This window comes from Mucilaginibacter pankratovii (assembly GCF_014773265.1).
GTDB lineage: Bacteria > Bacteroidota > Bacteroidia > Sphingobacteriales > Sphingobacteriaceae > Mucilaginibacter > Mucilaginibacter pankratovii.
Genome location: NZ_JACWMY010000003.1, coordinates 337,996 through 353,771, shown reverse-complemented (window position 1 = coordinate 353,771; position 15,776 = coordinate 337,996). Strand labels below are relative to the sequence as shown.

Here is a 15,776-nt window from a genome sequence, read left to right as displayed (position 1 = left end):
CGATTGTGCAATTTAGTGCGAATAAATACGCTTGTAACAGCCAAAACGGGATGGCAACCCGGTGCATATACAGGGTGTTGGCATATTTTAGCACTTTAAACACCGGCCATTATTTCTCCAGCAAATATTTATATTTAGAAAAATTACCAAACCCATCCCAAATGAAAAAACTCCTCCTACTTGCCTTAACCGCTGTCTCGCTATCAGTAAGTGCGCAAAACAGCGCATCCAATAAAGCCATCAGTGCCAAAGCAGATGCCCTCCAGGATAAGATCATTGCCTGGCGACGTGATTTTCACGAGCATCCGGAGCTGGGTAACCGCGAGGTGCGCACATCGGGCATTATCGCCAAACATTTAAAATCATTGGGGATAGAGGTACAAACCGGCATTGCCACCACAGGCGTAGTTGGGATCTTAAAGGGCGGCAAACCCGGCCCTGTTGTGGCCCTGCGCGCCGATATGGATGCGCTGCCGGTTACCGAGCGTGTTCCGCTCCCCTTCGCCTCAAAAGTAAAAACACAGTATAACGGTAACGAAGTTGGCGTAATGCATGCCTGCGGACACGATTCGCACATGGCCATCCTGATGGGTGTTGCCGAGGTGCTGGCCGGGATGCAGAAAGACCTGCGTGGAACGGTAAAATTCATCTTTCAGCCTGCCGAGGAAGGTGCACCCGCAGGTGAAAAAGGCGGAGCGGAGCAAATGGTGAAAGAGGGCGTGCTGGAGAACCCGAAGGTAGATGTCATCTTCGGGCTGCATATCAATTCACAAACCGAAGTAGGTAAAATTGTTTATCGCCCGGGCGGCACCATGGCAGGCGTAAGCGATCTGCAAATCACCGTAAAAGGCCGCTCGGCACATGGCGCATACCCCTGGAGCAGTATCGACCCGGTGGTGGTATCGGCACAAATTATCAGCAGCCTGCAAAGTATTGTAAGCCGCAACGTAAACGTTACCGAAAACCCGGCTGTGGTTACCATTGGTGTGATCCAGGGCGGCTCCCGGTTTAATATCATCCCCGAAAGCGTAAAAATGCAGGGCACCGTGCGCTACTTTACCGAATACGATGAAAAACTGGTTACCGATAACGTACGCCGCATAGCCACCAAAACAGCCGAAGCATACGGCGCAACAGCCGAGGTGATGCTGCCCTACAGCAACCACTACCCGGTTACCTTTAATGATGTTGCCCTCACTGCCAAAATGCTGCCATCGTTAGAAGCGGCTGCCGGCAAAGAAAACGTAATGCTGCGCCCGCCCGTAACCGGTGCCGAAGATTTCAGCTTTTTTCAGCAAAAGGTACCCGGACTATTTTTCTTTTTAGGCGGGATGCCGAAAGGCGGTAACTCGATAACCGCGCCATCGCACCACACACCCGATTTTTATCTGGATGAAAGCGGCTTTACCCTTGGGGTAAAAGCTTTATGTAATTTAACGCTGGATTATATGGCTTCGCCTAAAAGCAAATAACATGGCTGACGAATTGATCACTTATCAAAAATTTAACGATGCAGCCCTGGCCGATGCGCTGGTTGATATACTGGAGAAACATGACATTGCCTACGAAGTGGAGCAAGCTACAGCAAGCGCCAATCCGCTGCTGGCGCTCAATAATGAGTTAAATATTGAGTATATTGTTAAAATTGCTCCCGAAGATTTCCTGCCAGCAGATGTGGCCGTTAGCAACGAAGAGCAAACGGGAATTGCGGATGTAGAGCCGGAGCATTACTTATTTGCTTTCACAAACGAAGAACTGCTTGACCTGATAGCAAAACGCAATGAATGGAGCGCCTTTGATTACCAACTTGCGCAACAAATATTGAAGGAACGCGGGGTGGAACTAAGCGAAGAAAAAATCTCGGAACTGGTGGATGGCAGGATTGCGGAATTGAAGCAACCGGAACCGCCGCAAACTGTTTGGATAGTATTGGGCTATGCCTGTGCCGTGTTTGGCGGCCTGCTGGGATTGTTCATTGGCTGGCATTTAGCCAATCATAAAAAAACTTTACCCAACGGCGAACAGGTATTTGGCTATACAGAAGCCGACCGTGCGCATGGCCGGCGAATATTTTACCTGGCCATAGCAGGGCTTTTAGTGGCTATATTTATGCGAATAAACCGTTCATTATAAATTACACCACAACCTAACCCAATTATGTTAAAATTCACGGTGATAGTACTCCTGTTTTTTTCTTTTATCACAGCTGCAATTGCCCAGGACAAAGAACCCGAACGTGCCGAAATAGACCAGCTAACAGACAGCGTTATGGCCGAAGGCAAAGCCTTGTATCGCTCGGAATGGGCGTCGTGGCATGGCACGGATATTTTCCTGGAAAAGTACAAAGATAAACAGAGCCAGTTAGGCGGCTACGTATCGTACGAAACACCAACCAATCTTATTAATGTATTTTATACCAAGGGCGATAAACCCGTTACTATTGGGGTGATAACCTTCGGCAAAGATTTTAACGAGAAAAACTACCGGTTAGATACCGTTGCAAGGCTATTAAACCCGGTAGAGCAGGACCTGTTTACATTACGAAAGGCCGCGTTCAAAGCTCTTAATACCGATACAACATTTAAGCGGTACAATAACACAAATTTTAACGTTATCCCATTTATCAATAACGGATTGAAAAGAATTTATATCCTTACAGCACCCACCGCATTGAATGTTGTTGCATTTGGAAATGATTATCTACTTAATGTAAACAGCAAAAACGAAATTTCGTCCATAAAAAGAATACATAATAGCCTAATATCAACAGATACCAAAAACAATGACGTAAAAGCAATCTTTCATTCGCACATTCCCGGTAAAGATGAAATAATGAGCGCTACAGATATTTGCACATTAATGCTTTATGAAAAGGAGAACAACCTGAAGCAAGCCTATGTAATGTCGAAACAATATGTTTCGATATGGGATTGTGAAAAGGATAATCTTGTTGTACTGACCAAACAGGCATGGGACCGGATTTACAGCGACCAAAAAACACGGCACCCTGATAAACAATAATATTTTGCCCAACCTCCTTTTTATCTGCAGTAAAAACCAATGGCGCAGCCCAACGGCCGAACTGCTTTTTAAAAACCACCCGCTGCACCAGGCCCGCTCGGCAGGCACAAGCGATAAGGCAAGGGTACGCCTAAGCCAAAAAATGGTAGACTGGGCAGACGAGATCTTCGTGATGGAATACAAGCACCGCGATATTGTTAAACAGAACTTCCGGCTTAATGGCCGGGCACTTACGGTGCTTGATATTGAAGACCTTTATCAGTTTAACGACCCGGAACTGGAGGAGATATTGCAAGCGAGCTTAGCGGAGTACTTGTAAGGAAAACCAATACCACGGTGTCATTTCGAACCAAGCGATAGCGAGGGAGAAATCTTATACACAATGCAAATCGTATATGCAGGGCGGAAAAGTATAGCGGTTATAGCAAACCGCATAAGATTTCTCCTCGCTATCGCTCGTTCGAAATGACATTTTTTTATTTTTCATCAATCCACTTTCTTAAAATCGTAAGGGTTATACTCTATAAAATCGGCTACCTTAACCCTAACGCCGGTTACCTTGTTGTTGGTTACGTAAAAAGGGAACACCGCCTTGCCCAGGGTAGGGTCGCTAAAGGTTACGTAGAAACGGTTGCCGCCCAGGGCCTGTAGCTTGGCGTACATTTTGGGATGGTGTTCAAAACGCATTTCCAACAGTCCGTTCTCGCCTGCGGTAATATTCATGTTGCCATAAAAATCGTTGGTGTATTTCCCGGTATAATCGTTAAGCGATAATTTGGGCTTTGGTGCCAGGGCAACGGTATCGCGCAGCTTGCGGTCGGTTAGTAATTGCCTGGTAGCAGCGGCCTTATACTGCGACAGGTAAACTTCGCTGTAGTTACGAAACTTCTGTTTAAAGTAAGCATCCATTATTTCCCAGCGCAGGGCATCGTACAACTCATTCTGGTCGGTATTGGTCAATACGATAATGCCCAGCTTATCCTGCGGCACCAGCGTAACCGAGGTAAGGTAACCATTTACCCCGCCGCTGTGCATAAAAATGCGGTGGCCCGAGTAATCCTGTATCTGCCAGCCCAGGCCATACAGTTCATAATTGGTTTCGCCGTTGAGGTGTTTTACGCTGCCTACAATATCCTGTGGCTGTCTGGTGGCCTGTATAGCAGCCGATGCGATAACCTGCCGGTTGCCCACCTTGCCATCATTCAGCAGGGCCGTTACCCATTTACCCAGGTCATTTACCGATGAACTGATCGAACCAGCAGGCGCCAGTCCATCTATAGCCGCATAGGGGATGGCTGTTAGCCGGTTATCAACCAATGTATGCGGCACGGTGCGGTTAAGGGCCTTTGGCATATCGGCACTTAAGGCCAGGGTGTTACCCATGCCCAGCGGCGCAAAAATGCTTTCTTTTAAATAAACTTCCCAGGGCTTGCCTATTACCCTCGGGATAATTTCCCCGGCGGTTAAAAAGGCCGCGTTGGTATAGCCCCACGTGGTACGGAAGGGATATGTGGCCTTCATTTTGCCCAGCCTGTCTATCACCTCGTAACGGGCAAGGTTGGTGTTATAAAAAGTAAAATCGCCCTGGAAGGTACGGAAGCCCAGCCGGTGGCAAAGCAGATCTTTTATAATGGTTAACTCCCCTGCGGCTTTGTTATCCAGCTTAAACTCGGGGATGTATTTGGTCACCTTTTCATCCAGCGAAAGTCTTTTATCGGCCTGCAGCATGGCCAGCGCAGTGGCGGTAAACGCCTTGGTATTGCTGCCTATCATAAACAGGGTGTTCTCGTCCACCTTGTTCATCAGCCCAAGCTCCTTTATGCCGTAGCCTTTCATCAAAACTATCTTGCCGTCCTTTACAATGCAAACAGCCGCGCCGGGTATTCGCCAGTTGGTCAGCGCCCGGTTGATGTAGCTATCCAGGCTATCTTTCAGGAATTTACTGCGGTCGGTATTTTGGGCGTTGGCCGTAAAAAGGGCAAAAAAGCTTAAAACAAGCAGGCATATTTTTTTCATCAGAACGGATATTAATTTAAAGGCTTTAAAATGCTAATTTAACGCAAAATTTACCGGGGCGTTGTTTTGTTAACAAATATTGCCTGCAAACGTTTAATCTTATTCAGATATGAAAATTTACCGCTGGGGCTTGCCCTCATTGCTAATTTTATCGCTGCTGATGGCCGGGCAAACGGCATCTGCGCAGATCCCCTCTACCCATTGGGCAAACGATGGCTACCAGTACTACAAAGCACAAAGCGGCGAAGTTGTGGTGCTTGATACCCGCGACCCTAATAAAAAAACCGTACTGCTAAGCAAAGAGATGCTTACGCCACAAGGCGAAAAGGCGATAGCCCCGCGCAACTTCTACCTTTCGGCCGATGGGCAAAAAGTTTTGGTATACACCAATGCCAAAAAAGTATGGCGCTACCCCACCCGTGGCGATTACTGGGTTTACGACCTGACCGCTAAAAAATTAACTAAGCTCGGTGCCAAGTTCCCGGCATCGTCTTTAATGTTCGGCAAATTCTCGCCGGATGGTACTAAGGTTGGCTACGTTAGCGGGCACAATATTTATGTGGAGACATTGGCCGATAACAGCGTAAAACAACTGACCACGGATGGCACCACCAAACTGATCAACGGCACTTTTGATTGGGTTTATGAGGAAGAGTTTTTCTGCCGCGATGGTTTCCGCTGGAGCCCGGATAGCAAAAAAATAGCCTACTGGCAGATAGACGCCAGTAATACCAAAAACTATTTGATGCTGAACACCACCGATTCTATTTACCCCTTTGTAAAACCCGTAGAATACCCCATAGCCGGCGAACCGCCTTCTCCCTTTAAGATCGGCGTGATCAGCGCGGATGGCGGCAGCACCAAATGGATGGATATCCCTACCGACCCGGTTCTGCAATCGTACGTTCCGCGTATGGAATGGGCCGCCAACAGCAGCGAATTGATAATACAGCATATGAATCGCGCGCAAAACCACACCGAGGTGATGATCTGCAACGCGGCAACAGGTAAATCAAATAGTATTTACAGCGAAACAGATGCTGCCTGGATAGATATTTTGCCCACATGGGAAGAGCATTACTATTACGGTGGCTGGAATTGGTTTAAAAACGGCGCCGAGTTTTTATGGGCCAGCGAAAAAGACGGATGGCGCCACCTGTACCGCATCAGTCGCGATGGTAAAAAAGAGAAACTGATCACCAAGGGCAACTATGATGTGATGCAAATAAACGCGATTGACGAACAATCGGGTTATGTTTATTTTTCGGCTTCGCAGGATAATGCTACGCAGAAATACCTGTACCGTACCAAACTGGATGGCAGCGGCAAAGCCGAGCGCCTAACCCCGGCTACCGAACCGGGCACACATGAGTATGATGTATCGCCAAACGGCAAAGCGGCCACCCATGCCTTCTCTAACTATTACACCGAAGGCACTAACGAAACCGTATCGTTACCTCTCCATAAAACCTTCAGCGGCGATGAAAAAGTGGCGAAGGCTATTGCCGCGGCAGCAGATGCCAAAGCAAAATCTAACGTAGAGTTTTTCAAGGTAAAAACCGAAGACGGTGTAGAAATGGATGGCTGGATGCAAAAACCAAACAATTTCGACCCGGCAAAAAAATACCCGGTTGTATTGTTTGTTTACGGCGAGCCATGGGGCCAGAATGTGAAGGATGAGAACGGCACCACCTACAACTTTATGTACACCGGCGATATGGCGGCTGATGGTTACATCTACATGTCGATAGATAACCGCGGTACACCTGTTCCTAAAGGCCGTGAGTGGCGCAAATCTATCTACAAAGGTATTGGTACGCTTAACATCCGCGACCTGGCCATGGGCACCAAACAATTGCTTAAAGAACGCAGCTACCTGGATACTTCCCGCGTAGCGGTATGGGGCTGGAGCGGCGGCGGTTCATCAACCCTAAACCTCATGTTCCAATACGGGGACATATTTAAAACGGGCATTGCCGTAGCAGCCGTTGGTAACCAGCTTACTTACGATAACATTTACCAGGAGCGCTATACCGGTGTGCCGGTAGATGAAGCAAGCCGCGCGGCGTTCACAAAAGGTTCGCCCATAACTTACGCTAAAAACTTAAAAGGTAACTTGCTTTACGTACACGGCACCGGCGATGATAACGTACACTACACCAATGCCGAGCAGCTGATAAACGAACTGGTGAAAAATAACAGGCAGTTTCAGCTAATGCTGTACCCTAACCGTACCCACGGCATCTCCGAAGGAGCGGGAACAACTACGCATCTGCGCACCATGTACACTAACTATTTAAGAGAACACTGCCCTCCGGGAGCGAGGTAAAGAAATGTCGGATTTCGGATGTTCAATTTCGAATTTCTTTAGAGACATTAAATAGAAAACGCCCGCAGCACAAGTGCTACGGGCGTTTTCTATTTAAACCCAAGGTCTCTTATTTCAACGTAAACGAGCTTTTACCCATGGTATAACCATCAGCATATAAAATAACGGTGTAGGTGCCTTTTTGGAAAGGAGAGTACAACCAATCGATAGTGTAACCGCTGCCATCATCTTTAAAGTCGATAGCGGTTTTGTAAGTGTATTGCAAATCCTGCGCATCGGCTGTGAAAGTTCCGCTATCGGCAGGGGTGATTAGGTTACCGGTTGGGTCGATAACGCGAACGTATACATCATGCAGGCCTTTCTCAGCAACCGTGTTGCTTGCAACGGTAAAGTTTATCTTGATTTTTTGCGCGTTCTTGGCCTTTTTCTCTTCCACCTCTTTGCCGCTGTTCTTTATTTTATAGGCAACAACTTCGGCGCTGCCTACCTTAATGGCCGAGGCTTCTTTAACCTTGGCATCCAGTTCCTGAGTCTTTTTTTCAAGATCGGCGGCTTTGGTACTAACAGAGGCCAGGTTAGTTTTTAAAGTATCACGCTCAACCGTAAGGTTGGTGTTTTCTTTCTTCAGCTCTTCCAAATCGGCGGTATATTTGGTAACAAAGTACCGCAGCTGCTTAATGTCTTCCTGTGCATGTGACAGCTCGGCCACGGTTAGTTTACCCTTGGCCAGTTCCTTTCTTAGCACCCTTATCTTGGCCCTCAGCGAGTCGTTCTTGGCCTGCATCTCGGTTGTCATTTTTGAGCGGCCTACGTTTACCTGCTCTATTTGTGCTTCAAGGCTATCCAATTCTGTTTGCAGGCGGGTTTTCTCATCATTCTGGTAAACTATCTTCGTGTCAGATTTATTTTTTTGCATGTAGAGGTATACATCGGTGCCTAACAGAGCTACCACTACCGCTATCAAAAAGTAAATGACATTCGAATTTTTTTTCTGCGATTGTCCGGATTGGTTTTCCATTGTGTTTCTTTTAAAGTTTAACTAAAGCTTAAACCAGCGTATAAGCCTCGGGTTTTGTCGGGGTTGTAAAATAAATGTAGCGCTTTTTTTATTACTAAGGTATAAAAATCTGTTTAACCACATAAAATTAACCCGCAGGTTAAAGTAATTTACAATAGAGTTAAAACACAAAATGGCCGTAATTATTATACTTAATAATAAAACTGCTTAGTGTTGAGTTTATATCTTTGCACCTTTTAATAAAAACATCCGCTTAATGCATTTATATAAATACCTGTTTATTACCCTGCTTTCTACCGTAATTGTTACCCATTCAATAGCACAAACCGCTGTTACCGAAGATACCGTAAGGCCGGAGCCTAAACATGAATTCAGGGGTGTATGGATAGCTACCGTGGTGAATTTAGACTGGCCCCAAAATGCGCGCGCCACCGCCGAAGTGCAAAAACGCGACCTTATTGCCCAGTTAAACTCGCACCAGCAAACCGGCATAAACGCCATTATGTTCCAGGTGAGGCCCGCTGCGGATGCCTTTTACGCAAAAAGCCGCGAGCCCTGGTCTAAATACCTTACCGGCAAACAAGGTGAAGCACCCGACTACGATCCGCTGGAATTTGCAGTTGAGGAAGCGCATAAGCGTAACATGGAGTTGCATGCCTGGTTTAACCCATACCGCGCCACCTTCGATAATAAGTTCAGCACATTGGCATCAGACCACATCACACGCACCAAGCCCGAGTGGTTTTTTATATACGAGGGGATAAAGCTTTTTAACCCCGGCATACCCGAAGTACGCGAGTACATTGTACAGGTGGTATTGGATGTGGTGAAGAACTATGATGTGGATGGCATCCACATGGATGATTATTTTTACCCCTACCCTATTAAGGGCCAGGTAATCAACGACGCGGACGCCTATGCCGAATATGGCGGCGATTTTGATAACGTTAAAGACTGGCGCCGCGATAATGTTGACAAGCTGATACACATGCTTGCCGATAGTATCCACAAATACAAACCCAACATGAAGTTCGGGATAAGCCCTTTTGGTATCTGGGCAAACAGGAGCCAGCACCCGGATGGTTCTGAAACAAACGGCGGTTCATCTTATATTGAAAATTTTGCCGATACCCGTAAGTGGATGCAGGAGGGTTGGATAGATTATATAAACCCACAGATCTACTGGCATATTGGCTACCGATTGGCCCCCTTTGAAAAACTGCTGAACTGGTGGAGCAACAATACTTATAACAGGCACCTGTATGTTGGCCAGGCACCTTACCGTTTTTACGAACCTCGAAGCCCTGCTTATAAAAACCCATCGGAGATACCCAACCAGCTACGCTTGATCCGTGCTAACCCCCGGGCGCAGGGGAGCGTATACTTCAGGTCGCAATCGCTGGTGGGCAACGCCAATCACCTGGCCGATTCGCTTAAAGAGGATTTTTACCGATACCCGGCCCTGCCGCCACCTATGCTATGGCTGGACTCTATCCCGCCAAACGCTCCGCAGAATTTTATGGCCAAGGCCGAGAAGAAAAGCATTTTGTTAAAATGGTCGATGCCGCTGCCTGCCGCAGACAATGAGGCAGTTTACGGCTACGTGGTTTACCGTTTCCAGGTGAATGAAAAATTCGATCTTGGCGATCCGCGCAATATCCTGCACATCCAATACAACACCGAGCCTGTTTACCTGGATACGAATGTATTACCCGGCAAAACCTATTTTTACGTGGTAACGGCTATCGACAGGCTAAAGAACGAAAGCGAACGAACGCCAACGGTAGCGGTAACGTTGCCTGCTCTATAGTGCTGCTACAGGTCGATGAGTTTTTTGTCTATCAGCGTCTGCAGGTACATATCCAGCTGACTATCGCCTAAGCCGTAAATCTTTTCGGTTTGCCAGAAGGATGGGTAGATCTCCGCTTTTGAATGAGCGCCACTTTGGTAAATGCCCAGCAATTTTTGGTGGACATAGTTTAAACCGTCTGCATCGAACTCCAGGCGTTTTACGTGTGCCTCCATTGCCGGTTTTAGGTTGGGCATATTGCCCCAAAATGGTGTATCTGTAAGCCAGGCTTTTAATTTACCGGCATCCCCTATTACGTATAGTTGCCATGCTTCGGCTGCCAGGGTAAAATCGTATTCGCCCAGTTGTACCCGGATGTTATCGTACAGGTAATCCAGTTGTTCGCCATTCAACTCGCCTATGCCGCTGAAGTTTTCCAAACCAGGAAATTCCGCAGGACTGACCAAATAAACCTCGGGTGACGATAGGTTGGTTTGCTGATTCAGCATCATCATAGTGCCTAACAGGTTTACCTGGCAATGCAGATCGAACTCGAACCACAGGTTAATTTCCTCGTAAGGCGCGCTCAGTTTTTCCAGCGGCACAATCATGCCATCGTGGTAACCCTCGGGCGTTTCGCCAAAAGTTTGGCAGATCCAATCCGAACGTAATTGCCAAAAAGCCGCCGAAGCCACATTTTTATTTAAAGGCCCTTCTGATAAAACTTCGCGCCAGACCATGGTATCTCCGGGGATCCCGGCTTCTGTAAAACCGGGTAGGGTGGCATCGCCATTGAGGATGTGGAGGGTGTTATTCATTTAACAAAGCTTTTAAACTATCCAACGTATCGGCTTCTTCTTTTGGTTTATCGTGCCGCCACCGCAATATACGCGGAAAACGTAAAGCTATGCCCGATTTATGGCGTGTAGATCTGTTTATTCCCTCAAAACCTATCTCAAAGACTAATTCGGGTTTTACGGTGCGCACGGGGCCGAATTTTTCGAGGGTGTTGCGTTTTACAAAATAATCTACTTTGTTTATCTCCTGGTCGGTAAGGCCGCTGTAGGCTTTGGCAAAGGGCACCAGCTTATCGCCATCCCAAACCGCGAAGGTATAATCGGTGTACAGGTCGGCACGGCGCCCATGCCCCTTTTGGGCGTAGATCATCACCGCATCTACCGAAAGCGGATCTATCTTCCATTTCCACCAATCGCCGCGTTTGCGGCCAACCTGGTAGGTAGCACTTTTGCGTTTCAACATAATGCCCTCGGCTATCATGGCGCGGGATTGCTCGCGGGTGGTTTCCAGTTCCTCCCAGCTTTTAAATTCAATTAACGACGAAATACGGAACACTTCCGGGAAAGGCGTAGCTCTTTGTAATTCATCCAATATCAACCGGCGCTCTGCCTGCGTTTTTGTACGGATATCCTCGCCTTTATACTCCAGGCAGTCGTATGCAATTACTGCAACAGGGCTATCTGCCAGTATCTTTTTACTTAGATTTTTACGCCCGATACGCGTTTGCAGCACACTGAACGACATAGGTAAACCATTTTGAAAGCTGAGGATTTCACCATCCAGCACGGTACCATCCGGCAGGGCGTTCAGGAATGGGTGCAGTTCAGGGAATTTCTCCGTCGCCAGGTCTTCGCCGCGGCTCCAGATGAAGATCTGGCCATCACGCTTGATCATTTGCGCGCGGATGCCGTCCCATTTCCATTCGGCCTGCCAGTCTTCAGCGGCGCCTAAAGCAGCTCCAACTTCTTCTGCTGATTTTCGTTTCTCGGATGTTTCCTGTATCGGGTACGCTAAGAAGAAGGGGTATGGCCTTGAGATATTGTCGGCAGCGCTTTGCTCTTCTATAAGCTGACTGTAGGTATAATCCTCCGGCATCCAGCTGCCCATAATGCGGTGAGTAAGCGCGGGGGCTTCTATCCCGGTAACATCGGCTAAAGCTTTGATCACCAAACTTTGCGATACACCCACACGGAAACTGCCGGTTAGCAGTTTATTGAACACAAAGCGCTCCTGGCTATCCAGCATCGCCCATGATTCCATCAGCCAAAGTTTTTTTTCAAATTCGGTTTTGGTAGCAAGCGCATTAATCTCGGCAATCCATTCGGTAAGTGTTTTGCTGCTGCTGTTTTGGCTTTCGGGCATTAATAAGCTCATAGTTTCGGCCAGGTCGCCTACCACCTGGTAGCTTTCTTCGAAAAGCCAGGCAGGGATGTTGGATGCTTCCATGGCCCAGGTGCGCACCAGCGTAGAGTTGATCTGCCGTTTGGGCCGCCTGCCGGTGAACAGCGCCAGCATATGCATTTTATCGGTATCCGGTACGTTGGTAAAATAATCCTTTAGCACCTTAACCTTTTCGTTGGTTTTATTGGTTTCATCTAAGGAGAGAAAGAGCTGGGCGAAGGCTTTCATGATAGCTCCTCCTTAGTAGCCTCACCTAAATCCTCTCCAAAGGAGAGGACTTCAGAAGCGTTATCATTCATGTCTGCCTTTGGCTCCCTCTCCTCTGGAGAGGGCTGGGGTGAGGCTTCTGCATCTTCCTCCTCACCACCATACAGGGTGTGCACTTCATGCGCGTCAAACCCAATTTCGTTTAAATACCTGCTGAAGGATGCCGTGTAACCGTGCGTTAGATAAACGCTTTCGCAGCCTGTGGCATCTATCGCGCTTACCAACCCGTTCCAGTCGGCATGATCTGATAATACGATCCCTCTATCTGCCGCCCGGCGGCGTTTGGCACCACGGATGGCCATCCAGCCACTGCAATAGCCAAAGCTATAGGGCGCGAACTTGCGCATCCAGGGCGTGCCTACGGATGATGGCGGGGCGAGGATGATGCCTTTGCGCACTTCTTCTTTGGAGGAATCGAAAGTTATCCTTTCGGTAGGGTTTAAGATCACGCCGTTACGGCGGAGGGCCTCGTTTGTATTTTCGATAACGCCATGGGTGTACACTTTGCCATTATCAAGATCGAGGTTTTGGAGGATGCGCTGGGCTTTGCCAAGGGAATAGCCCACTACGATGGTGGCTACGCCGTTTTGCAGGTTGGTTCGCCACCAGTTGTTCACGTCGGCAAAGATCTGCGCCTGCGGTTTCCAGGTATAAACCGGCATCCCAAAAGTACACTCTGAAATAAAGTGGTGACATTTAACCGGCTCGAAGGGTGTGGAGATACCATCGTCTTCGGTTTTATAATCGCCGGATACCACCCACACCTCGCCTTTATATTCCACCCTTATCTGTGCCGAACCGATCACATGCCCTGCCGGGTACATGGAGATCTGTACACCATTTTTGTTCACTGTTTCGCCGTATTCGATGGTGCGGAGGTTGATCTCGCCAAGGCGGTAAAGCATTACCTCGCGCGACAGGTGGTGCGCCAGGTATTGCTTATGCCCAAAGTAGGCATGATCGGCATGGGCGTGGGTAATTACGGCATCGTCCACGGATTTCCATGGGTCTATGTAAAATTTCCCCTGGGCACAGTAGATGCCGCGGTCGGTAAATTCCAGCAGTGGTTTTTTTGGCATACGAGGTAATAACCTGCTATTTGCCAATTTAGTTTTACCTGCGCAATTATAGAGGGAACAAGAATAGATCCGGCAATTTGTATCAATGTTCGCGTTCGGGATGTAGCGCGAACAGCCCGAACAAGCCCGAACAAAGCAGGTTTATAGTCCCGAAAAAAGTGCCCCCCTGATCCTACCCGCAATTAATCAGCCTCCGGGATCCTAAAAAGGCACCCTTCCAGGCTTTCATTCACATGCAGTTGGCACGAAAGCCGGAGACTGTCATCCATAACCGGTAGCGTATCTAAAATATCCAACTCCGCATCGCTGATGGGCGGAAGTTGTTCCACCCCCGCTAATACCTGTACCCGGCAAGTGGCGCAAAGCGCCATGCCGCCACAAGTGGCCAGGATGTCGTACTCGCTGGCCTTTAGTACCTCCATCAGGTTCAGGCTTATTCCTTCGGGCACTTCCACAGGTACCTGCTGGCCATCCCTGTCTTCAACCGTAAATGTGATCATGCCAATTCGGTTATGCCGTAAACGGTGGTATACTTAAAAGTTAAACGCTGATCGGGATATACATGCTTAAACGCGCTTTGCGCCATTAAAGCCGCCTCGTGGAAACCACACAAGATCAGTTTCAGCTTTCCCGGATAAGTGTTGATATCCCCTATGGCGTAAATGCCTGCTACATTGGTGCTGTAATCGCGGGTATTCACAGTAATGGCGCTCATCTCTATATCCAGGCCCCAGTCGGCAATCGGGCCAAGTTTAGGGCTCAGGCCAAACAGCGGGATAAAGTTATCTGCGGGCAGTTCTACCTTTTTATTATCGTGCCCAATTATAGTTACCTGCTCCAAATGCCCCGTACCATCCAGCGCTACTACTCTTGCTTTTAGTATGAGGTCGATAGCGCCTGTACGTGCCAGTTCGGCAACCTTCTCCGCTGCATCAGGCGCACCTCTAAAGGTATCCCCGCGATGTACCAGCGTTACTTTATTGGCCACATTCGCCAAAAATATCGCCCAATCCAAAGCAGAATCTCCCCCACCGGCTATCACAATATTGCGCCCCCGAAAGGCTTCCGGATTTCTAACCGCATACATCACACCCTTGCCTTCAAATTCAGCTAAGCGGTCAACCTCGGGCTTCCGTGGTTCAAAACAACCCAGGCCGCCGGCTATTACCACCACCTTACAATTGATCAGCGTACCCTCGTTGGTACCGATAACCCAGGTGCCGTCGTCCAGCTTCTCCAGCGTTTCTACCCGCTCGCCAAGTGTATAACCCGGATGGAAAGGCGCTATTTGTTCTGATAATTTATCAACCAATTCCTGCGCGTTCACGGTTGGATAGCCGGGAATATCGTAAATAGGTTTCTGCGGATAGATCTCTGATAACTGCCCGCCAGCCTGCGGTAAAGAATCGATCAAATGGCAGTGCATTTTTAACAGGCCTGCTTCAAAAACGGCAAACATACCGGTTGGCCCCGCCCCGATAATGCCTATATCTGTAGTGATCATGATTATAAATATTAAGATTCTAAGTTTTGATAAATTTTATTCAGTATCGTTTTCAGCTGCTCGTAATCCTGCTCGCTGAGGTTCTCCCAGGCTTTCATCCGGATCTCGTTCACCTTTGGCGATAGCTCAGTTAGTTTTGTTGTGCCCGCAGCCGTCAGGTGCACGGTAAAGCTCCGGCGGTCATCTTTGTGGGTAACACGTTCGGTTAAGCCTTTTTTGCAAAGCAGATCTATAATTCGCGTAAGCGTTGGGTTATCCTTCCCTGTTATTTCGGCAAGCTCCTTTTGTTTCAGGTATTTATCATTATCCAGGCTTTTTAAAATCAGCCACTGGTCAACCGTTACATCAAAATCTCCCGACGCGAATTTCTGCTGCGCGTACCCTTTTACCCGGCGCGCGGTGCGATCCAGCAGGTAGGAATAACTATCAAATTTTTTATTTGTCATACTAACTATTAGCATAACAAATGTAAAGTTTAAATAGCATACTCAGCTATTTAATTTGAAATATTTTTGGCGGGTATAAAGCAACAAAAAGCCCCGGCCGAAGTTATC

14 protein-coding genes are annotated in these 15,776 nt (G+C 48.0%); 6 read left to right on the top strand and 8 right to left on the bottom strand.

Going from position 1 to position 15,776, the window contains the following annotated elements:
- Positions 1–161 precede the first annotated feature (161 nt).
- The 4 genes from IDJ77_RS07320 to IDJ77_RS07305 are packed head-to-tail and all read left to right on the top strand — an operon-like array spanning position 162 to position 3,340.
- Positions 162–1,472 carry an amidohydrolase gene (locus IDJ77_RS07320; protein ID WP_191188285.1) on the top strand — a complete coding sequence of 437 codons (1,311 nt, stop codon included), beginning with the start codon at positions 162–164 and terminating at the stop codon, positions 1,470–1,472.
- A gap of 1 nt (position 1,473) precedes the next feature.
- The gene (locus IDJ77_RS07315; RefSeq protein ID WP_191188284.1) at positions 1,474–2,133 is read left to right on the top strand and encodes a hypothetical protein; all 660 of its coding nucleotides are present in this window, start codon (positions 1,474–1,476) and stop codon (positions 2,131–2,133) included.
- Between the two features lie 24 nt (positions 2,134–2,157).
- On the top strand, positions 2,158–3,021 hold the full coding sequence (locus tag IDJ77_RS07310) for a hypothetical protein (RefSeq protein WP_191188283.1): 864 nt from the start codon (positions 2,158–2,160) through the stop codon (positions 3,019–3,021).
- A 4-nt stretch (positions 3,022–3,025) separates the two neighbouring features.
- Complete coding sequence (locus tag IDJ77_RS07305) at positions 3,026–3,340, top strand: low molecular weight protein tyrosine phosphatase family protein (protein WP_191188282.1); 315 nt, start codon at positions 3,026–3,028, stop codon at positions 3,338–3,340.
- A gap of 167 nt (positions 3,341–3,507) precedes the next feature.
- Here IDJ77_RS07305 and IDJ77_RS07300 read toward each other — a convergent pair whose 3' ends face one another.
- Positions 3,508–5,037 carry a serine hydrolase gene (locus IDJ77_RS07300; RefSeq protein ID WP_191188281.1) on the bottom strand — a complete coding sequence of 510 codons (1,530 nt, stop codon included), beginning with the start codon at positions 5,035–5,037 and terminating at the stop codon, positions 3,508–3,510.
- 109 nt (positions 5,038–5,146) lie between these two features.
- Between IDJ77_RS07300 and IDJ77_RS07295 the strand changes: the two genes are divergently transcribed.
- Positions 5,147–7,366, top strand: a complete 2,220-nt coding sequence (locus IDJ77_RS07295; RefSeq protein WP_191188280.1) for a S9 family peptidase — start codon at positions 5,147–5,149, stop codon at positions 7,364–7,366.
- A 109-nt stretch (positions 7,367–7,475) separates the two neighbouring features.
- Here the strand turns inward: IDJ77_RS07295 and IDJ77_RS07290 are convergent, their stop codons facing one another.
- The gene (locus tag IDJ77_RS07290; RefSeq protein ID WP_191188279.1) at positions 7,476–8,384 is read right to left on the bottom strand and encodes a hypothetical protein; all 909 of its coding nucleotides are present in this window, start codon (positions 8,382–8,384) and stop codon (positions 7,476–7,478) included.
- A 256-nt stretch (positions 8,385–8,640) separates the two neighbouring features.
- Between IDJ77_RS07290 and IDJ77_RS07285 the strand changes: the two genes are divergently transcribed.
- Entirely contained in the window at positions 8,641–10,194 is a 1,554-nt protein-coding gene (locus tag IDJ77_RS07285; protein WP_191188278.1) for a glycoside hydrolase family 10 protein, read from the top strand.
- Positions 10,195–10,199: 5 nt separating this feature from the next.
- Here the strand turns inward: IDJ77_RS07285 and IDJ77_RS07280 are convergent, their stop codons facing one another.
- The 6 genes from IDJ77_RS07280 to IDJ77_RS07255 form a co-directional block, all read right to left on the bottom strand.
- On the bottom strand, positions 10,200–10,991 hold the full coding sequence (locus IDJ77_RS07280; protein ID WP_191188277.1) for a hypothetical protein: 792 nt from the start codon (positions 10,989–10,991) through the stop codon (positions 10,200–10,202).
- Positions 10,984–12,600: an ATP-dependent DNA ligase gene (locus tag IDJ77_RS07275; protein ID WP_191188276.1), complete on the bottom strand. Its 1,617-nt coding sequence runs from the start codon at positions 12,598–12,600 to the stop codon at positions 10,984–10,986. Before IDJ77_RS07275 ends, IDJ77_RS07280 begins: the two co-directional genes overlap by 8 nt.
- Positions 12,597–13,718, bottom strand: coding sequence for a ligase-associated DNA damage response exonuclease (locus IDJ77_RS07270; protein ID WP_191188275.1), 1,122 nt, complete (start codon positions 13,716–13,718; stop codon positions 12,597–12,599). Before IDJ77_RS07270 ends, IDJ77_RS07275 begins: the two co-directional genes overlap by 4 nt.
- A 182-nt stretch (positions 13,719–13,900) precedes the next feature.
- Positions 13,901–14,218 carry a 2Fe-2S iron-sulfur cluster-binding protein gene (locus IDJ77_RS07265; protein ID WP_191188274.1) on the bottom strand — a complete coding sequence of 106 codons (318 nt, stop codon included), beginning with the start codon at positions 14,216–14,218 and terminating at the stop codon, positions 13,901–13,903.
- Positions 14,215–15,222 (bottom strand): NAD(P)/FAD-dependent oxidoreductase, encoded by a 1,008-nt coding sequence (locus tag IDJ77_RS07260; RefSeq protein ID WP_191188273.1) that lies wholly within the window; start codon positions 15,220–15,222, stop codon positions 14,215–14,217. Before IDJ77_RS07260 ends, IDJ77_RS07265 begins: the two co-directional genes overlap by 4 nt.
- Positions 15,223–15,233: 11 nt before the next feature.
- The gene (locus tag IDJ77_RS07255; protein ID WP_191188272.1) at positions 15,234–15,668 is read right to left on the bottom strand and encodes a MarR family winged helix-turn-helix transcriptional regulator; all 435 of its coding nucleotides are present in this window, start codon (positions 15,666–15,668) and stop codon (positions 15,234–15,236) included.
- Positions 15,669–15,776: the final 108 nt, after the last annotated feature.